The organism is Rhizobium leguminosarum (assembly GCF_010668065.1).
Classification (GTDB): domain Bacteria; phylum Pseudomonadota; class Alphaproteobacteria; order Rhizobiales; family Rhizobiaceae; genus Rhizobium; species Rhizobium leguminosarum_S.
On the sequence record NZ_WUEN01000001.1, the window covers coordinates 111,759 to 130,611 of the forward strand.

The following is an 18,853-nucleotide window of genomic DNA, read 5'->3' on the forward strand; positions in this document are numbered from 1 at the left end:
TTATAGATGCGCGGGTTTGAGCAGGTGCGCGGTTTCGCGCCGGTAACAGGAAGAGTTGGATGACGAACGTAGTCGTGGTCGGTTCGCAATGGGGTGACGAAGGCAAGGGCAAGATTGTCGACTGGCTTTCGGAGCGTGCGGATATCGTTGTGCGCTATCAGGGCGGACACAATGCCGGCCATACGCTCGTCATCGACGGCACGAGCTATAAGCTCTCGCTGCTGCCGTCCGGCGTCGTGCGCCCGGGCAAGATGGCCGTCATCGGCAACGGTGTCGTCGTCGATCCGCATGCGCTGATCGCCGAGATCGGCCGGCTGGAGGCGCAGGGCGTGACGGTCACGCCTGACAATCTGCGCATTGCAGACAATGCGACGCTCATTCTTTCGCTGCATCGCGAGCTCGACGCGATGCGCGAGGATGCGGCGTCGAACAGCGGCACCAAGATCGGCACGACGCGCCGCGGTATCGGCCCGGCCTATGAAGACAAGGTCGGCCGCCGCGCCATCCGCGTCATGGATCTTGCCGATCTCGATAGTCTTTCCGGCAAGGTCGACCGTATTCTGACGCATCACAATGCGCTTCGCCGCGGCCTCGGCGTTGCCGAAGTCAGCCACCAGGCGATCATGGACGAACTGACCTCGGTCGCCGATCGGGTGCTGCCCTTCCGTGATACAGTCTGGCTCTTCCTCGACAAGGAGCGTCGCAAGGGCTCCCGCATCCTGTTCGAAGGCGCGCAAGGCACTCTGCTCGACATCGATCACGGCACCTATCCTTTCGTGACCTCGTCGAACACGGTGGCCGGTCAGGCCGCTGCCGGTTCAGGCATGGGACCTGGCTCGCTCGGCTATATCCTCGGCATCACCAAGGCCTATACGACGCGCGTCGGCGAAGGCCCGTTCCCGACCGAGCTGAAGGACGCGATCGGTGAGTTCCTTGGCGAAAAAGGTCATGAGTTCGGCGTGGTGACCGGACGCAAGCGGCGCTGCGGCTGGTTCGACGCCGCACTCGTGCGCCAATCGATCGCTACCAATGGCATTACGGGCATCGCGCTCACCAAGCTCGACGTGCTCGACGGCCTTGAGGAATTGAAGATCTGCGTCGGTTATATGCTCGACGGCGAACAGATTGATCATCTTCCCGCAAGCCAGGGAGCGCAAGCTAGAGTCGAACCGATCTACATCACCCTGGAGGGATGGAAGGAATCGACCGTCGGCGCCCGCAGTTGGGCGGATCTGCCGGCACAGGCGATCAAATATGTTCGCCAGGTCGAAGAGCTGATCGGGGCACCCGTCGCGCTCCTTTCCACCAGCCCGGAGCGGGATGACACGATACTTGTGACCGATCCGTTTGAGGATTAAGCTCACGGGTCACTGTGGAGGATGGTTCGGTAGAGTGCCGGACTTCTTGAGAAAGTACTGATGGCGGATTTTATTGCAGTCATTCGGCGGGCCGTCGACGGCCTGGCTGAAAATACCCCCGAGATGCGGGTGAAGGTCTACGAACGTGCCCGCGGCGCAGTGCAGCGGCAGCTCGAGAACATGAAGCCGCGTCCGCCGGAAGCCATGCTGCAACGCCAGCTCGAAAAGCTCGAGGCTGCCATCCGCGAAGTGGAAGGCGAACACTCCGAGGCGATGCCGCTCGATGAGCCGGTTGCGGCCGTCGCCGCGGCGGAATCCTTCGAAGAACACCCGGTTCCCGACGAAAGCGAACCGGCGCCGGAGACGACTGTCGAGGAACCGGCATACGAAGCTTATGAGGAACCGCAGGCGGCCGAGGCCGCCGACGAGCCCGATCACGTGGAGGCCGGCGCACCGGAGGAGGCTGAGGAAGAGGTCGCTTCCGAGGAGCCTCTTTCCCAGGAAACACTCGTTTCCCCTGAAACATCCGTTTCCGCGGAAACCTCTGTTTCCGCGGAGACACCGGTTTCGCCGGAAACATCCGGTCTGGCCGAAACATACTGGCATCCCTCCCAGGAGGAGGAAGCGCCGGCCGAGGAATGGCATGCCAGCGAGGCGCGCGACGGCGCTGCCGAAGACGTGCCGGCCGAACATGATGGCTGGGAAGCGCCAGCCTCCGAGCATCGCGACGAGCAAGCCGACGAACAGCATGCCGACGAGCAGCATCCCCTAGAAGCCGACGAGATCGCGGACGAACCTGCGGCAGTGGAAAGCGAGGAGCCGGAGGCCGAGGAGGCTTACGAGCCCGACGAGCCGCTGCAGCCGATCACCCGCGGCATAGACCACGCATCCAACCGCCTGGTGGAGCCGGTCGCCGATTTCGATCGTCCGCAGGAGTTCGTCGAGCACAGCCGCGAGGAGCCGTTGCAGGCCGAAGCTGCGGCGCATTTCGACCCCGTCTGGACCGAGCCCGTTGCCGAAACGCCGGCTCCGGCGCCCAAGGATGCGGAGACCGAATGGGCGGAAGAGGAGCTCAGGCAATATTCGGAGACGGCGCCGGCGCCGATTACCGCCGATGCCTCGGCGCGCGCCTTCGAGGAGGTGATATCGAGCCTCGAAAAAGTGGCACCCGCGGCCGTCATGCCGGCCGCCAAGGAAAGTTTTTCCTGGGAGACGGCCGCCTTCGACGATCTGCCGCCGATCGAGGCCGGCAATAATAAGAAGACGCCTGTTGCTTCGCATTTCGACGATGTCGATATCTTCGCCGAAGTGCACAACGGCAAGCCGGCTCCTGCTAGCGGCGCGCCGAGCGAGGATTGGCGAGAGGCGAAGGCGCTGCGCGGTTACGACCGCCGTGGCTCGGTCGCCGCTGATGACGATGACACCAATCCGTCAATGGATATCGATCAGATTGTTGCCTCCAAGCTGCAGGGCAAGAGCTTCCGTATGGAGCCGAAGCGCCGCCGCTTCGGCATCGGCACCGTGATCACGCTCATCTTCGCACTCATCCTGATCGGTGGGGGCGCCTATGCCGGCTGGACGAACAGAGAGGCGCTGGTGGCGATGGTCGACGGGCTCGTCAGCTCGGCACCGTCGCAGGCTACCAGGAACGAGGCGGCAACCGCACCGGACGGCTCGACGACGACGCCTGCCCAGCCGAGCGCGGTGACGCCAGCCCAGCCAACCACACCAGGAGCGCAGAATACTCCAGCGGCGCCGGCGCAGCCGAACCCGAACCCGAACCCGCAGGTAGCGTCAGTGAACAATGACGGCGCTGCGGCCAATTCGAAATTCACCCAGCGGCTGCTGACCGATGGAACCGAGGTCGACAGTGGCCCGGCGACGGTGCCGGGAACGCCGACCGCGGAAGGAAAGTCGGTCGCCGAACAGAATGTCGCGGCAGCCGATACGCCGCCTGCCAGCGCGCAGGGCGATGCGGCACCCGCCGACACGCGGACGCCGAATGGCCCGGTGACATCGCCGCCGCAGACCGCGCCCGTCGGTTCGTCGCAAAAGATGTTCCTCTATGAGGAGCGCATCGGCCAGAGCTCGCCGACGGCGATCGAGGGATCGGTCGTCTGGAGCGTGCAGCACGAGGCCGGCCAGGATGGCCGGCAGGAGGCGACGGTGCAGGGCAATGTCACGGTTCCGGAGCGCAATCTCTCGGCTCTCGTCACCTTCAAGCGCAATTCCGATCCGTCGCTGCCGGCAAGCCATCTCGTCGAGATCGTCTTCTCGGTGCCGCCGAATTTCGAAGGTGGCAGCATCGACAGCGTCCAGCGCATCTCGATGAAGCGCACGGAGCAGGACCGCGGTGACGCGCTGATCGCGGTTCCGGCCAAGATCACCGACGATTTCCACATGATCGCGCTCAACGACTACCCTGATGCGCGCAAGGCCAATCTCGACCTGATGTCGACCCGCAACTGGATCGATATACCGATCACCTACCGCAATGGCCGCCGCGCGCTGCTGACGATGGAAAAGGGCGGTACGGGAACGGACGCCTTCAACACCGCGATCAAGGAGTGGACTGCGCTCGGAGATGTGTCGACGAGCCAGTGACGGTTTCCCGATCTTGGCGCGGTGCCGAGGCTGCGGACAAGGATGAATGAAAAAGAAAAGGCGGGCCGCAAGGACCCGCCTTCTTCAATTGTATCACGCGACAGGTTTATGCCGTGGCTTCGACAACCCGGACGGCCTTGGCGCGTTCCAGGGCTTCCTTTCGGACGGCGTCCTGCACCTTTTCGAAGGCGCGGACCTCGATCTGGCGAACGCGCTCGCGACTGATATCGAATTCAGTCGAAAGGTCTTCCAGGGTCACTGGATCCTCGGCGAGGCGGCGAGCCTCGAAGATGCGGCGTTCGCGCTCGTTCAGCACGCTCATCGCTTTCGCCAGCATGCGCCGGCGCGTGTCGAGCTCATCCTGTTCGATCAGCACGTCTTCCTGGCTGTCGTGGTCATCCACCAGCCAATCCTGCCATTGGCCGCCGTCACCTTCGGCTGCCTTGATCGGCGCGTTCAGCGAGGCGTCGCCGGAGAGGCGGCGGTTCATCGAAATGACCTCCTCCTCCGAGACCTTCAGCTTGGTGGCGATCTCCGAGACGTGCTCCGGCTTCAGGTCGCCGTCATCGATTGCCTGGATGCGGCCTTTCAGCCGGCGCAGGTTGAAGAACAGGCGCTTCTGGTTGGCGGTCGTGCCCATCTTCACCAGCGACCACGAACGCAGGATATATTCCTGGATCGAGGCCTTGATCCACCACATAGCATAGGTGGCGAGGCGGAAGCCGCGCTCGGCATCGAACTTCTTGACGGCCTGCATCAGGCCGACATTGCCTTCGGAGACGACTTCGCCGATCGGCAGGCCGTAACCGCGATAACCCATCGCGATCTTCGCAACGAGGCGCAGGTGGCTGGTGACGAGCTTGTGGGCGGCATCGCGGTCACCATGCTCGGCATAACGCTTGGCGAGCATGTATTCCTGCTGCGGCTCCAGCATCGGGAACTTGCGGATTTCGTCGAGGTAACGATTGAGACCGGCTTCACCGGCGGTAATGGACGGCAAGGTATTTCGGGCCATAGTGCACCCTCCTAAAGTGAATTCCGGTTCCCGATGGAAACGCATCCTCGCGTTAAAAAAGGCAAACCGGGACGTGCGGCTCTACTGCGAGCCCGCACTAAGTCAATATACAGATAAGTGTGGCGAAACGGCGGTTCAAGGTGCCGCTCACGCAGGTGTGAGTTGGGCAGGCGGCATTCGGAGCCCGGCTTTATCGCCGCAGCGCGTCGACCAGTTCGACCATATCATCCGGCAGCGGCACCTCGAAATGCATGATTTCACCGGTGCGGGGATGCTCGAACTGCAGCATGAAGGCATGCAGCGCCTGGCGGCCGAAGCCGTTGACGACCTTGCGGATCTCTTCGGGCAGGAGATTGGCCTTGGTCTTGAAGCCGGCACCGTAAACCGTGTCGCCGAGCAGCGGATGGCCGATATGGGCCATGTGGACACGGATCTGGTGGGTGCGCCCGGTTTCGAGGTGGCACTCGACCAGCGAGGCGAACGCGGTCGCGTCCGGCTTCTCATGGAAGCGCTCGATCACCTGGTAATGCGTGATCGCCTCGTCGGCGTCCTGACTGTCGGGGCGTTTGACGGCGCGGCGCGTGCGGTCGCCGGTGGCGCGCCCGAGCGGCGCGTCGACCGTGCCCGACAGTGAGCGGGGCCGGCCCCAGACGATTGCCTGATAGGCCCGCTCGAGCGGCATGGTGCGGCCATGGTCGGCAAATTGCAGCGACAGGTGGCGATGGGCAATGTCGTTCTTGGCGACGACCATGACGCCTGTCGTGTCCTTGTCGAGACGGTGGACGATGCCGGGGCGGCGAACGCCGCCGATGCCGGAGAGCGTATCGCTGCAATGGTGGATCAGCGCGTTGACCAGCGTCCCCGTCCAGTTGCCGGCGCCGGGATGGACGACGAGACCGGAAGGCTTGGAGATGACGATGACGTCGTCGTCCTCGTGGAGGATATCGAGCGGGATGTCCTCGCCCTGCGGCGTCGGGTCTTCCGGCTCGGGCAGCGTGAGTTCGAAACTATCGCCGGTGCGCACCTTGCGCTGCGGGTCGGTGACGGGTTCGCCGCGCAGAAAAACCTGGCCGTCCTTGATCAGCGCCTTGATGCGGCTGCGCGAAAATTCCTCGCCGACCTGCGCCGTCAGCCAGGCGTCCAACCGGCCTTCGGCAGTTTCATCGGCGGTCAGGACTTTTCTATTGCCGGCTGCTTGTTTAAAGGGGTCGCTCAAGACGCTTCTTCTCCGACGTATTTTTTAGAACGGGACGCACAGATGACAGCAATCGAGCCAGACGACCAGGAAGAGAAGCCCCTTGATCCGGCGATGGAAAGTGTCCGGCGCAAGATGGTCCGCCTGCAGATCGTTTCCGGCGCCATCATGTTCGTGAGCCTTATGGCGGTCTTCGGCGCGGTTGTCTACAAGGTGATGCACAGCGAGCCAAAGGAGACGGCGTCGGCTGTTACCGCCTCCGGCGTGCCCTCGGATGCGCCGCTTGCGGCAACCGTTTCCCTGCCACTCGGCTTCAAGGTGCAGTCCACCTCGTTTTCGGCAGGGCAGATCTTGTTCTACGGCGAAACGGTCGAGGGCAAGAGCAAGGCGCTGGTCTACGATCTCAGGACCGGCCGCAGCGTCGCCGACGTCACTGTTACGGGCAATTGAGGCCAGCATGGCCGCCGTCCCGATCGACATCGACAGCGCCGACGATCCGCGCGTCGCTGAATTCAGCGAGATCCGCGAGCGTGACCTAACGGGCCGAGAGAACCGCTTCATCGCCGAAGGCACGGTCGTGCTGCGCATGCTCGCCGAGGCGCATGCGGCAGGCCGCGGCTTTTTCGCCGAGAAGATCCTGCTGCTGCGCAACCGCGTCGAGGGCGTGCTGCCCATCCTGGAGCGGTTTCCGGTCGATGTGCCGGTCTATGTCGCCGGGGCTGATGTGCTCGACGGCGTCGTCGGTTTCCATCTGCATCGCGGCGTTCTCGCGCTCGGCCGGCGTGAGGACCGCGGGGAGGCGGCACTTCTCGACGCGCTGCCGGAACGGGCGCTGGTGCTCGTCGGCTGCGGTATTTCCAATCACGACAATGCCGGCTCGATGTTCCGCAATGCGGCGGCCTTCCGGGCGGATGCGGTGCTCCTCGACGAAACCTCCTGTGATCCACTCTACCGCAAGGCGCTGCGCGTCTCGGTCGGTTCGGTGCTGAGCGTTCCGCACCGCCGCGGCGGCAAGGCGCTGGATGTGCTCCTGGCGCTTGCCGAACGGGGCTTTGCCATCTGGACGCTTTCACCGCACGGCAAGACCGATATCCGCGCCATTCCGGCGTCGACGCGCATGGCGCTCGTCGTCGGCACCGAGGGCGAGGGGTTGCCGGAGGCGCTGCTTGCGCGGTTCCAGAGCGCGCGCATTCCACAGTCGGAGGAACTCGACAGCCTCAATGCCGCGACGGCGACGGGGATCGCGCTGTTTTCGATGGCCTCGGCGATGGGCCGGGTCTAACGCATACCCTCTCAAATCGGAATCGATTTTCAGGGTTCTGCGTCAATTCAAACATGATGGTCAAACATGCGCGCCGCGCGTCCTATCGGACGCTCGGAGGATCGGCGAGGATCGCGGCTGCCCTGTCGGCAAGATTGACACGATCGTTGGGACTCTTTTCCGCACCTTCGACGAGCAGCGCGCGGATCGGCGAGGAGGGACCCTCGTTCAGTGCAGTCAACGCCACCATATTGGCGGCGATCGAGGCGATCTCCTCGCGGATCGCACCATCGCGTCCGGCTACGGCCTTTGCCTTTTGCAGGCGCTCGGCCAGGGCGGCGCTGCGTTTACGGACATCCTCGCCCATCTCAGCCGTGACGACAGCGGTGTCGAGCGTCGATGTGGTCGTGTCTTCGGTCGTCATTTCCGCCGGCAGCTCCGCGACCATCCCGGCAAGGCCGGCGTCGCGCAGCACCCGGTTGACCTTGCGGATCTCGGCGTTGGCGGTCTTCAACTGCTCCTTCAACCTGGCGATCTCCTGCTGGCGGCGAGCGACCAGGGTTTCCTTTTCGATGGCGGAAGCGCTCTCGCGCGCGGCCTTATCCTCCAGGCGGATCACCATATGCTGCTGCTGCGTCAGTTTCTGTTCGGCATCCTTGGCGCGCTTCTGCAGCAGGCTGACGTCCTGGCGCAGCGTGTCGCGTTCGTCGCGCAGCGCGTTGACGCGGAATTTCAGGCTCTCCGCCTCGGTCTCGCGCGCGGCTAGGTCTATTCTCAGCCCATCGGCCTGTTCACCGAGCTTGCTCAGCCGCGTCCGCATCGTCGTCAATTCGCTCTCCTTGTTGGCAGCGGACTGCTCGGCAATATGCAGATTGGTTTTCAACTGGCTGATATAGTTCTCGTCCTTGCGCAGATGCGAGCGCTGGTCGGCCGCCTCGACATGCATCTCGCCGATCTGGGCCTGCAATTCGCCGATCTCGGCGGCAAGCCTGCCGGCATCGACGGCGAGGGCGTCGTGGCGAAGCTGGAACGACAGGGATTTCTCGCGCTCACGCAGAAGGTCCTGGGTGGTGCGGGCGTTTTCGGCGGCATAGAGCGCGCGCACCATGTCTTTCTGGGCGCGGACCTCCTGCGGGCTCAGCGGCATCGTCGCTTTCAGCCTGTTCTCCGTATACCAGACGATGCGGCGATGAACGGCGGGCGAGACCAGAAAGACGAGGAAGGCCGCGGTCAGGAAGCCCAATCCGAACAAGAGAGCATATTCGATCACGGCGCGGCCATCGGTAAGAAGGTTGATACGAGGTCAGCCGCGATGATTAAGCACGCGTGACGCGCATGGCAAGGCCGCCGGTGGGGACGGCGGCAGATTCCAGCGGCTTTGCGGCCTCAAAAGGGGTTCCAGGTCGGCGCCTGGGTGATCTTGAGATAGCCGACATTGACGCCGAGGCGAGCACCGACGCCGGTGCGGATAGGCACGACCAGCACGTCGTTGTTCTTGAGCAGCGTCATGCCGAAGCCGGCGATCACATAGGCCGAGCCGCTGACGCCGCCGAAGCGGGCATAGATGCCGTTGACGGAGGGCAGGTCGTAGACCAGCATCATCACGCGCGAGCCCTGGCCGCCGTAATCGAGGCCGAGCGAGGGCCCCTGCCAGTAGAGATTATGTTCGCCGGCGTTCTTGGTATTCAGCTGGCCTTCGCCATAGGTAAGGCCGGCGATGAAGGCGCCGCCGCCTTCCTGTCCGAGGATATAGCCGTTCGGCAGGCCGTATTTCTGGAAGGCACTCTCGACGACCTTGGCAAGCCCGCCGCTGGCGGAGCCGAAGAAGGAGTGGCCGGCGTCGACGATTTCCTGCATCGTGTACTGGCCGTTGTCCTGGGCGGCAGCCGGCCCGGCAACCATCAGCGAGGAGAAGATGAGGGCCGAAAGTAACCTGCAGAAGCCGATGAATCGGTGCGGAAATTGAGGGCGCATGGTGTCATCCGTTCGTCGTTTGGCTGAGAGCGGGCAACCGCTCGCGGCGATTGGTGCATTTTGCGCCGATGATCTTAACAATCGGTTTACCAAATATGGTGTCATTATGGCATCGAGTACGATCGCAAACTTCGCGCAATTTTGATGAAGCATATTCCGGGCGCAATGAAATTGCCGCCCATCAGGAGACAATGATGTCCAAGAACCCCAATCTCACCCTGTCCGGCCCGGATCTGGCCGCGCTTCTTTGCAGCCGCGTTTGCCACGATGTCATCTCGCCGGTCGGCGCGATCAATAACGGGCTGGAGCTCCTGGATGAAGGCGGCGCCGATGCCGATGCGATGGACCTGATCCGCACCAGCGCGCTCAATGCTTCCGTCCGCCTGAAATTCGCACGTCTCGCCTTCGGCGCGTCGGGCTCCGTCGGCGCCTCGATCGACACCGGCGAGGCCGAGCGTGCAGCCAAGGATTTCGCCGTCGCCGAGAAGAAGACCGAGGTGATCTGGAACGGACCGCGCGCCATCGTCGCCAAGAACCGTGTCAAGCTGCTGCTCAACCTCTTCCTCGTTGCCTATTCCGCCATTCCGCGCGGCGGCGTGCTCGAGGTAACGCTCGAAAATCCCGAGTTCGATGCGAAATTCAAGCTCACGTCCAAAGGCAAACTGATGCGCCTGCCGCCGAAGTTCGTCGAGATATCGACCGGCACTATCGAGGAAGCGATCGATGCCCATTCGATCCAGCCCTATTACACCGTGCTTCTGGCGCAGGAGTGCGGAATGACGCTTGATCACAGCGCCAGCGCCGACGAACTGGTGTTCACGGCAGTGGCTGCGGCAGCCTGATTTCGGGGCGCGGACCTGTGTCGGCGCCCCGTCCGGTAACGATTCGTTAGCCTGATGGACCTATTCTCCAGGGTTGTAAGAGGCCTCTTGCTGCGACGAATGCGGGGGCAAAGGAGCGGCCATGCAAAGGTTCATGATCACCGATAATTCGGACATCGTCCGCAAGGTCGGCAAACGCATTCTCTCCGAACTCGACTTTCTCGTCAGCGAGGCCTCCAACGCCGGCGAGGCGCTGCAGCGCTGCCAGGCGGAGCTGCCGGAATATCTGATCGTCGATTCCGGCATGGAAGGCGCCCTCGACCTCATCGCTGCCATCCGTGCCATGGAGGGCGGCAAAGAGGTCAAGATCTATTACTGCGTCGTCGAGGCGGATCTGAAGAAACTGATGGCGGGCAAACGGGCCGGTGCCACCGACTTCCTGCTGAAGCCGTTCGATCGCAAGATCCTGACCGCCGTTTTCGGAAACCGCGCGATCGCCGCCTGACGCGATCTCTTCCGCCGATATCGGCACCAACGGAGCATGATGCCGCGTGCAAGCGGTTTCGGCTACCCCACGTTATTTCCTTGATCGAAATACAGAGGATTTCAGGCCGATCCAGCCTGAGATCATGTGCTGCGAGGGCGGATTCTTATTGCTTACCGTAGGCAGAAACGAAAAATCCCGCCGAAAAGGCGGGATCTTCGTTTATCCGATAAGGGGGATCGGAAAAAATATCAGGCGGTTTCGGCGTATTCGGCACCATCCGGCTCGCGAAGAACGTAACCACGGCCCCAGACGGTCTCGATGTAGTTGGCGCCGCCGGCAGCGTTGGCGAGCTTCTTGCGGAGCTTGCAGATGAAGACGTCGATGATCTTCAGTTCCGGCTCGTCCATGCCGCCGTAGAGGTGGTTCAGGAACATTTCCTTGGTGAGGGTTGTGCCCTTGCGGAGCGAAAGCAGCTCCAGCATCTGATATTCCTTGCCCGTCAGGTGGACGCGCTGGCCGCCGACTTCGACAGTCTTGGCATCGAGGTTGACGATCAGCTCGCCGGTCATGATGACCGACTGGGCGTGTCCCTTGGAGCGGCGGACGATGGCGTGGATGCGGGCGACGAGCTCGTCCTTGTGGAACGGCTTGGTCATGTAGTCGTCAGCGCCGAAACCGAGGCCGCGAACCTTGTCTTCGATGCCGGCCATGCCCGACAGAATAAGGATGGGCGTCTTGACCTTGGACAGCCGGAGAGTGCGAAGCACTTCATATCCGGACATGTCGGGCAGGTTCAGATCGAGAAGGATGATATCATAATCATACAGCTTGCCCAGATCGACGCCTTCTTCACCGAGATCGGTGGTATAAACATTAAAACTCTCTGATTTAAGCATCAACTCGATGCTCTGCGCCGTCGCGCTGTCATCCTCGATTAGAAGTACCCGCATAATTATCCCCTTTACCGCCGCCGAAAGGTGGTCTGGCCCCCTACACGATACCGAACACGCTACGTGATTTGAAAGCTGCCACGAAATGGTTAACAAATTCTAATTCACTCTGGCAAGGAGTATCGAATTTATTAAACAATTTTTCCATTTCTCTGTTTTCCAATAGGAATCTCAAAAAGGTGCTTCTCAACTTTAACATTAGGAAACAGCGCTAAGTGATTCATCCGACTCGCCAATGAAAAGGTTCGAACTTCATGCCTCGGCATTTACCGACCCTTAAATCATCGGGCCTATCATTAACGATGCCCGTAAACGAAAGGTTACCAGCGGTAGGTATTTGTTAATATCGCGGGAAATTTTTTAGCAAACCGTGTCAAAGCGGCGCGCAGGGCGGTTTCAAGTTGAGCCGGGGTCTCGCATCACGGGAGTAATGCGTATGAAGTCGCGAGAAAGTCTCGTTCGCCTGAAGGAATTTCAGGTGAACGAAAAACGACGTCAGTTGCAGCAGTTGCAGATGATGATGTCTGAATTCGAACGGATGACGAAGGATCTGGAGAGCCAGATCGTCGTCGAGGAAAAGAAGTCCGGTATTTCCGATCCGAATCACTTTGCTTATCCGACCTTCGCCAAGGCCGCGCGTCAGCGGGCCGACAACCTGCAGGTTTCGATCAAGGAACTGAAGATGCAGGAAGAGACGCTGGAAATGGCGCTCGAGGAGATGCAGGCGGAATATGCAAGGGCCACAGCGCTCGAAGAGCGTGACGGCGGCGCCAGAGCAAGGGCGTAAGAGAAACGGCGGGTGCCGGCTTCGGCGCCCTGGGATCGCCACTGAGAAGCCATGTATGATGGGCGCGCTGTCCGTTATACATGGCTTTTGGTGTTCGCCTTGTGGCGTCGCTCCCACCGGAAACGAGATTCGTCCCCCGCAGGGACGATTTTACTTTATGCACGTCCTTGTCCCAAACCCGCTGTGCGCTTTTGGGCGACATCCATTAATTCACGACATCCTTCCATTCCGGATGGCGTTGCGCCTGCGCCTTGAAGAATGGGCAGAGCGGGAAGATCTTCCAGCCGCCGGTGCGGGCTGCCTCCACGGCGTGGAGCGCCAGTGCCTGGCCGACACCTTTGCCGCGCAGCGAATCGGGAACGGCCGTGTGATCGATGATGACCAGCTTTGGCGATGTGCGTGAATAGGTCATCTCCGCCTCGTGCCCTTCGACCTCGGCCGCATAGCGGCCGCCGGAGACGCCTTCCTCACTTCGAATGTCCATTGTCTTTCCTCATAACCGATATTGTCGTAGCGGACCGTGACATGGCGGCGCGGTCGTGCCAAGCCGTGGAGGCAATACAGGCAGGAGACAGAGTGTTCATGCAAAACGTCGGATCGATGAGAGGTTCAGGGCAATGAGTGCGCTTTCGATGGCTCGCCCCGTGCTTCTCGTGGCTGCGCCGTTCTTCCTGGCGCTCGGCCTCGTCTTGCCGCTGGTCCGTTTCGAGACGCTGTATTTCTTCGACGAAACGCCGTCGCTCATCGAAATCATCGTCTCGCTCTGGCAAGGCGGGGACGGGCTGCTGGCGGCAATCGTCGCCCTGGTTTCGATCCTGCTCCCGTTTCTGAAGATGATCGGCATCACCGTGGAGGCGATGGGGATCACCGCAGAAGCGACCGCCGCCGGGGGTGGGGCCGGCAGCCTGTTCTATCGTCGCGTCGTACCGCATCTGTCCAAGTGGTCGATGATGGATGTGCTGCTCGTCGCGATCGTCATTGCGGCGGCGAAGACGACGGGGCTGGCGGATGCCTTCACGCAGCCCGGCCTCTGGTGCTACGCGGCCTCGTCAATGATTTCGGGCCTTCTTCATTCCCTCATGGGAGATGCGTCCGGCCCGAAATAAATGTCGTCAATGCTGGGTGATCAGTGACGATATTGCTGAATGCGCGTGGTGCGCAGGCCGGCAAGACCGTGGCTGTTGATCGACGACTGCCAGGAGAGGAATTCTTCGACCGTGAGCGTGTAACGCTCGCAGGCCTCTTCCAAGCTCAACAAGCCACCGCGGACAGCCGCGACAACCTCTGCCTTCCGGCGAATCACCCAGCGCCGCGTATTGGGCGGCGGAAGATCCGCGATCGTCAGGGGGCTGCCATCGGGGCCGATGACATATTTTACTCGGGGACGTATCATTTCGGTCATTGGACTCTCTACACAACGCAAGACCACGAGCCCCACTCTAGCCTGCCACATTTAAAAATTGCCTAAACCCATCGTAAGACTTTGATAACAAATTTAGACGCCCGCCCTGGCCGGTGATGGAGGCGGCTGCCTGCCGCCACGTCAATTTGTAGCGCCTGCATGGGAGCCATACGGAATGAATATCAGCTGATTTCCCGGGACGATCTTATAGGGGCGGCAACATAAGAATGAGCGCAAGACTTCGTCTCCGTTCTTCCCGCTGTATCAGTCCAGTTCGTGTTTTTGATGCTTCGTATCCTCGGGATGCGGGCAGAAACCGTCTTTGCTGATGCCCCGGCGCGAAGTTTTCGCCGCCGGCAGCGAGGCCGAGCCGAAGCTGGCCATACGAGGATATGAAGTTGAAAAGACGTGAGCGCGCAGTCGGCGACTGCGTTGAGGATGCTGCATTTTCGCCTTCGCAGGCCGATGGCACCGGGGTTTCGGCCGACGACTGCAAGGAACGGCTCGACGCGATGGCGAAGCTTGCGGGCTTCGATTTCTATCTGCTCTCGGCTTTCCCGCGGGGCGACCGCACAGCTTTCACCGAAAACCGGTTGATCAGCAATTGGCCGCAAAGCCTTGTCGACTTCTACGAGGCTGCCGATCTCTTCTATTGCGGCAGACTGGTGACCGCGATGAAGCGGACGATTGTGCCGATCTTCTGCGAGGAGGGGTCGTTTGCGGGCAGCGCCGCCAATCAGGAAAACCGCAAACTCAACGTGCTCTTTCAGATGCATGGGCTGAAGAATACCTTCGCCTTCACGCTGCACGACGCTGACCTGAAACAATACATCTTCGCCTTCTCAGGCGACTGTCCCATGCCCAATCGAGAGCAGGCGATGGCTCTGCTCTATGGCTGCATGGAGCTTCTGGACAAAGTTTCGCGTAGCAGCAGCGTGGAGGATGGCCCGTTGGAGACGCTCACCCGGCGCGAAATCGAATGCCTGCGACGCTGGCTGATTCTTTAAATCGGAATCGATTTAAGGAATCAGCCAGCAATTCAAAGTGCTACAGCGTCCTTTGCGCGTCTAAAAAGACGCGCGGCGCTGTAGTCGGCGGCCGGCAAGAGCAGCGACGAGATCGCGATCATTCTCGATCTCTCGTCGCATACGGTGGTGGGTTATCTGAAGAGCGCGATGCGCAAGCTCGATTCGGTCAGCCGCATGCAGGCGGTCGCCGGAGCATTCCGGTACCGGCTGCTCTGAGGCAGCCGGCCCTTTCTCACAAAGCTAAAGCTGGGAAGCATGTCGCGCAAAGTGTACATCGCTTTTTGTGCGACATGCGCAAAACAAAGACTAAAGCGCGAGGAGCGAATCTGAAAGATCGCGACGTGCTTTAGAAGCCTTTTCCGCGGGTCAGCTCCGACACGACGGTTCCGAAAATGATGCGCATGTCCATCAAGATCGAAAAATTCCCGACGTAGTAGAGATCGCTGGCGATGCGCGCGCGCGCCTTGGCCGGACGATCGGTCGGACCGCGCAGGCCGCGCATCTGGGCAAGACCCGTCATGCCGGGGCGCATCGCATGGCGCTGATGGTATTCCGGTACGAGCTCTTCGTAGAGCACGCCGCCGGCGCGCATGCCGATCGCATGGCAGCGCGGACCGACGACCGACATGTGGCCCAGCAGTACGTTCAGCAGCTGCGGCAACTCATCGACATTCGTGCGGCGCAGAATGGCACCGACGCGAGTGACGCGCGGATCGTTCATCACCGTCTGGGCAACGCCGGAGACGTCGCAGAGGTCGGTGCGCATGGAACGGAACTTGTAGACCTTGATGGCCTTGCAGTTCTTGCCCCAGCGGGTCTGCTTGAAGAGCACCGGCCCTGGGCTGTCGATCTTGATCAGCAGGGCGACGAACAGAAGGAAAGGGGCGAGGACGAGGAGGGCGCTCAACGACGAAACAATGTCGAACGCCCGCTTCAGGACCAGATCCACCAACGGCGCCTGCGGCGCATCGCTGTGGATAACAGGGGTCTGGATCTTCAGGCTCGGCTGCTGGCGGCGGCTCGGCCGGAAGGACTCTGTCGAAATGCTGTTGTTTAATTCCGTGATGCTCAAGGATCGTACTCTGTTGTCTTCGAGGGGGCGCGGCGGCAATAGGCGATCAATGGTTAACCCTGTCACCAGGGCTGCACTTAGGTCTTGGTAACCCTACTAAAACGGAAAAATGCGACAATTGTGTAATGGTGTCCAGAGAAATATCGCATCGCAGCAAATCTTTCGCATCTGCGTTAAGTTGAGGCAAGCTCATGATATTTCGTTAATAATTGAAATTTTGTCAAAGTTTCTAGGCCTTTGGAGGGGTTCGCCGGGGGCCGGCGACGTGCCGTTTCGACACTTGGCCCATGGCTCTTAACCGTATTTCTTAACGGCAGACGAGGCGAAATTTTTCTGATGAAGATATCGATTGGTGTCGAAGCCGTGTCAGAATGTGACAAAATCAAGGCGTGTTGGGTGGCGGCATAGCGTCCGGAAACGATGCAGAGCGACGAGTTTCCGGCCAGAATCACTTGGTGAGGCCCGATCGCGCGAATCACTCACAGCTGGAAATGGGATCGTGGACACGCTTCCGGACCCGCAGGGGGGGAGGATATTGGCGGGTAAGGGGGGGGCCGGAGGTCGATCGCGGATCGTTGCGTCAGACCTGGACGCGTGGCGGCGATGCAAAGGATTGCGCCGCCTGCCGGTATTCAGCGATTCCCGCGGGTGATCACGCCGGTTCGAGGACGCGTTTCCTGCCGCCCCAGGAGATGAAGTTCGGGTTGGCGAAGTCGAAATCGGCCGCCGTTCCCGTCTTGCCGTAGGTCAGCGGCGTTCCGTCCAGCGTCACCGTCGAACCGCCAGCGGCGCGCAGCACCGCATCACCGGCCGCGGTGTCCCATTCCATCGTGCGGGTGAAACGCGGATAGACGTCGGCCTTGCCTTCCGCCAGCAGGCAGAACTTCAACGAGGAACCGATATTGGTGCATTTGAAGATCGCGTGGTCGGCGAGGAAGCTTCCGGTCTCCGGGCTGTTGTGACGAAGGCTTGCAAGCGCCAGCCTGTCGTCCGGCTGTTCGCGCACCGTGATTGCGCTGCGCGCACCAACCGTGAAATCGTCCATGACGACGAGCCTTTCGGCGTGGCCGCGTTCTCCAGAGAAGGCAAGCCCCAGCGCCGGCGCATAGACGATGCCGGCCACTGGGGCGCCGTTCTCGATATAGGCGATGTTGACGGTGAATTCCTGTCGTCCGTCGACAAACTCACGGGTGCCGTCGAGAGGGTCGACCAGGAAGAAGCCTCGGCCGCCGATGTCGGGCACCTTGCCGGCGGCGACCGATTCTTCCGCCACGACGGGTATTTCGGGATAATCTCTGGCGAGATGAGCGAGGATGATGCGTTCGGCCTCCTCGTCGGCGACCGTGACCGGACTTGCATCCGCCTTCATGGCGACAGGGAAGCCTTCGCGCAAGACCGTGATGATGGCCTTGCCGGCTTCGAGCGCCGCCTTTTCAAATGTCCTCAGCATTGTCCTTTTGCCGTTCGCCACGCGGCGAGCACCCCGCTGTTGCTCGTCCGCAAACCATCCCTGTCACAACCAGATACGCAAGCTTATATGGTGTTCCCCGTCGTGCTCCGCATCCCTCAATACGCAGCCTGATGATGCTACCATAAGTTTTCAGCCTTGTCAGACGAAGATGCTGCATCTCTGGTGAAATGGCATTCGTCAAAGGGGCTGCCTTGGGGTCTGAATTTGCTCCATCTTCCAATTCTGTGGAATAGCTTACGCAGAAAGCAGTGCAGGAAATCGACGGCGATATCGCCGGATGGTTAACCCAGTGGCCGTTTCTGGCTAAAAATAGGCCCTGCTCTGCCGTTTTTCTGTGGATTTTGGTTCAAAATGCGCCAGTTAACCCTGTTTCCGCAAGAATCTGTCGGAGTAAACCCTTTTTGTCTTCACATTTTCGACGAAACCGCTATGCATTCGGCCTATGAGGTTCCCTGAAACGGGGAACCGAAGAACCAAAAAGAGATGCAGCATGTTTCGCTCGCATCCAGGGGAAAACGACATATGGAGTATTTCGTCCAGCAGCTCTTAAACGGGCTGACGCTCGGATCCATCTATGGCCTTGTGGCTATTGGCTATACGATGGTTTACGGCATTATCGGCATGATCAATTTCGCCCATGGCGACATCTTCATGCTCGGTGGTTTCGCCGCTCTTATCGTCTTCCTCGTCCTCACATCCATCTTCGCAGGTCTCCCGGTGGCCGTTCTGCTGCTGGTGATGCTTGTCGTTGCGATGCTGATGACGAGTTTGTGGAATTGGACGATCGAGCGCGTCGCATACCGGCCCCTGCGCGGGTCCTTCCGCCTGGCGCCGCTGATTACCGCGATCGGCATGTCGATCACGCTGTCCAACTTCATCCAGGTGACGCAGGGTCCACGCAACAAGCCGATCCCGCCGATGGTGAGCTCGGTCTACCAGTTCGGCAACATCTCGGTGTCGCTGAAGCAGATCATCATCATCGTGATCACCGCAGTGCTGCTGACGATCTTCTGGTACATCGTCAATCGCACGGCACTCGGCCGTGCCCAGCGCGCCACTGAGCAGGATCGCAAGATGGCGGCGCTGCTCGGCGTCAACGTCGACCAGACGATCTCGATCACTTTCGTTATGGGTGCGGCACTCGCGGCCGTGGCCGGCACGATGTACCTGATGTATTATGGCGTCGCCTCGTTTAACGACGGCTTCACGCCTGGTGTGAAGGCCTTCACGGCAGCCGTTCTCGGCGGCATCGGTTCGTTGCCCGGCGCCGTCTTTGGCGGCCTGCTTATCGGCCTTATCGAGTCGCTGTGGTCGGCATACTTCACCATCGCCTACAAGGACGTCGCGACCTTTGCGATCCTGGCTTTCGTGTTGATCTTCAAGCCGACCGGCATCCTCGGGCGGCCGGAAGTCGAGAAGGTATAACGT

18 protein-coding genes and 1 pseudogene are annotated in these 18,853 nt (G+C 60.9%); 10 read left to right on the forward strand and 9 right to left on the reverse strand.

Annotation, left to right across the window (positions count from 1 at the left end; all coding sequences use genetic code 11):
* Positions 1-59 precede the first annotated feature (59 nt).
* Positions 60-1,358 (forward strand): adenylosuccinate synthase, encoded by a 1,299-nt coding sequence (locus tag GR198_RS00475; RefSeq protein ID WP_011653210.1) that lies wholly within the window; start codon positions 60-62, stop codon positions 1,356-1,358.
* A 60-nt stretch (positions 1,359-1,418) separates the two neighbouring features.
* Positions 1,419-3,962, forward strand: coding sequence for a hypothetical protein (locus tag GR198_RS00480; RefSeq protein WP_164066953.1), 2,544 nt, complete (start codon positions 1,419-1,421; stop codon positions 3,960-3,962).
* Positions 3,963-4,068: 106 nt separating this feature from the next.
* Here the strand turns inward: GR198_RS00480 and rpoH are convergent, their stop codons facing one another.
* Together rpoH and GR198_RS00490 are read right to left on the reverse strand one after the other, a co-directional pair.
* Positions 4,069-4,977, reverse strand: coding sequence for an RNA polymerase sigma factor RpoH (gene rpoH, locus GR198_RS00485; RefSeq protein ID WP_003561986.1), 909 nt, complete (start codon positions 4,975-4,977; stop codon positions 4,069-4,071).
* Positions 4,978-5,167: 190 nt separating this feature from the next.
* Complete coding sequence (locus GR198_RS00490) at positions 5,168-6,193, reverse strand: RluA family pseudouridine synthase (RefSeq protein ID WP_164066955.1); 1,026 nt, start codon at positions 6,191-6,193, stop codon at positions 5,168-5,170.
* Between the two features lie 42 nt (positions 6,194-6,235).
* Here GR198_RS00490 and GR198_RS00495 point away from each other — a divergent pair, with 42 nt between their 5' ends.
* Together GR198_RS00495 and GR198_RS00500 are read left to right on the forward strand one after the other, a co-directional pair.
* Positions 6,236-6,622 (forward strand): hypothetical protein, encoded by a 387-nt coding sequence (locus GR198_RS00495; RefSeq protein WP_164066957.1) that lies wholly within the window; start codon positions 6,236-6,238, stop codon positions 6,620-6,622.
* Between the two features lie 7 nt (positions 6,623-6,629).
* Positions 6,630-7,454 carry a TrmH family RNA methyltransferase gene (locus GR198_RS00500; protein WP_164066958.1) on the forward strand — a complete coding sequence of 275 codons (825 nt, stop codon included), beginning with the start codon at positions 6,630-6,632 and terminating at the stop codon, positions 7,452-7,454.
* A gap of 82 nt (positions 7,455-7,536) precedes the next feature.
* Here the strand turns inward: GR198_RS00500 and GR198_RS00505 are convergent, their stop codons facing one another.
* On the reverse strand, positions 7,537-8,703 hold the full coding sequence (locus tag GR198_RS00505; protein WP_164066960.1) for a hypothetical protein: 1,167 nt from the start codon (positions 8,701-8,703) through the stop codon (positions 7,537-7,539).
* A 116-nt stretch (positions 8,704-8,819) separates the two neighbouring features.
* Positions 8,820-9,407 carry a DUF1134 domain-containing protein gene (locus tag GR198_RS00510; protein ID WP_003542368.1) on the reverse strand — a complete coding sequence of 196 codons (588 nt, stop codon included), beginning with the start codon at positions 9,405-9,407 and terminating at the stop codon, positions 8,820-8,822.
* A gap of 194 nt (positions 9,408-9,601) precedes the next feature.
* Between GR198_RS00510 and chpT the strand changes: the two genes are divergently transcribed.
* Both chpT and GR198_RS00520 read left to right on the forward strand, forming a co-directional pair.
* The gene (chpT, locus tag GR198_RS00515) at positions 9,602-10,249 is read left to right on the forward strand and encodes a histidine phosphotransferase ChpT (protein WP_003542366.1); all 648 of its coding nucleotides are present in this window, start codon (positions 9,602-9,604) and stop codon (positions 10,247-10,249) included.
* A gap of 121 nt (positions 10,250-10,370) precedes the next feature.
* Positions 10,371-10,733, forward strand: a complete 363-nt coding sequence (locus GR198_RS00520; protein WP_003542364.1) for a response regulator — start codon at positions 10,371-10,373, stop codon at positions 10,731-10,733.
* A 230-nt stretch (positions 10,734-10,963) separates the two neighbouring features.
* On the opposite strand, the gene ctrA is transcribed toward GR198_RS00520, so the two are convergent.
* Positions 10,964-11,665 (reverse strand): response regulator transcription factor CtrA, encoded by a 702-nt coding sequence (ctrA, locus tag GR198_RS00525; protein WP_003542362.1) that lies wholly within the window; start codon positions 11,663-11,665, stop codon positions 10,964-10,966.
* 436 nt (positions 11,666-12,101) lie between these two features.
* On the opposite strand from ctrA, the gene GR198_RS00530 reads away from it, so the two are divergent.
* Positions 12,102-12,452: a hypothetical protein gene (locus tag GR198_RS00530; RefSeq protein WP_003542353.1), complete on the forward strand. Its 351-nt coding sequence runs from the start codon at positions 12,102-12,104 to the stop codon at positions 12,450-12,452.
* 205 nt (positions 12,453-12,657) lie between these two features.
* Here GR198_RS00530 and GR198_RS00535 read toward each other — a convergent pair whose 3' ends face one another.
* Complete coding sequence (locus GR198_RS00535; protein WP_164053788.1) at positions 12,658-12,936, reverse strand: GNAT family N-acetyltransferase; 279 nt, start codon at positions 12,934-12,936, stop codon at positions 12,658-12,660.
* A 55-nt stretch (positions 12,937-12,991) separates the two neighbouring features.
* On the opposite strand from GR198_RS00535, the gene GR198_RS00540 reads away from it, so the two are divergent.
* Entirely contained in the window at positions 12,992-13,558 is a 567-nt protein-coding gene (locus tag GR198_RS00540) for a paraquat-inducible protein A (protein WP_312876433.1), read from the forward strand.
* A 20-nt stretch (positions 13,559-13,578) separates the two neighbouring features.
* Here GR198_RS00540 and sciP read toward each other — a convergent pair whose 3' ends face one another.
* Positions 13,579-13,854, reverse strand: a complete 276-nt coding sequence (sciP, locus tag GR198_RS00545) for a CtrA inhibitor SciP (protein ID WP_007533628.1) — start codon at positions 13,852-13,854, stop codon at positions 13,579-13,581.
* Between the two features lie 398 nt (positions 13,855-14,252).
* Between sciP and GR198_RS00550 the strand changes: the two are divergent.
* Positions 14,253-15,098, forward strand: a pseudogene (locus GR198_RS00550) (autoinducer binding domain-containing protein).
* A 130-nt stretch (positions 15,099-15,228) separates the two neighbouring features.
* Here the strand turns inward: GR198_RS00550 and GR198_RS00560 are convergent.
* A complete protein-coding gene (locus tag GR198_RS00560) occupies positions 15,229-15,954 on the reverse strand; it encodes a sugar transferase (RefSeq protein WP_026158830.1) in 726 nt (241 codons plus the stop codon).
* Between the two features lie 652 nt (positions 15,955-16,606).
* The gene (gene cysQ, locus GR198_RS00565; RefSeq protein WP_029872437.1) at positions 16,607-17,404 is read right to left on the reverse strand and encodes a 3'(2'),5'-bisphosphate nucleotidase CysQ; all 798 of its coding nucleotides are present in this window, start codon (positions 17,402-17,404) and stop codon (positions 16,607-16,609) included.
* A gap of 543 nt (positions 17,405-17,947) precedes the next feature.
* Between cysQ and GR198_RS00570 the strand changes: the two genes are divergently transcribed.
* The gene (locus GR198_RS00570) at positions 17,948-18,850 is read left to right on the forward strand and encodes a branched-chain amino acid ABC transporter permease (protein ID WP_003542342.1); all 903 of its coding nucleotides are present in this window, start codon (positions 17,948-17,950) and stop codon (positions 18,848-18,850) included.
* The last annotated feature ends 3 nt before the right edge of the window (positions 18,851-18,853 follow it).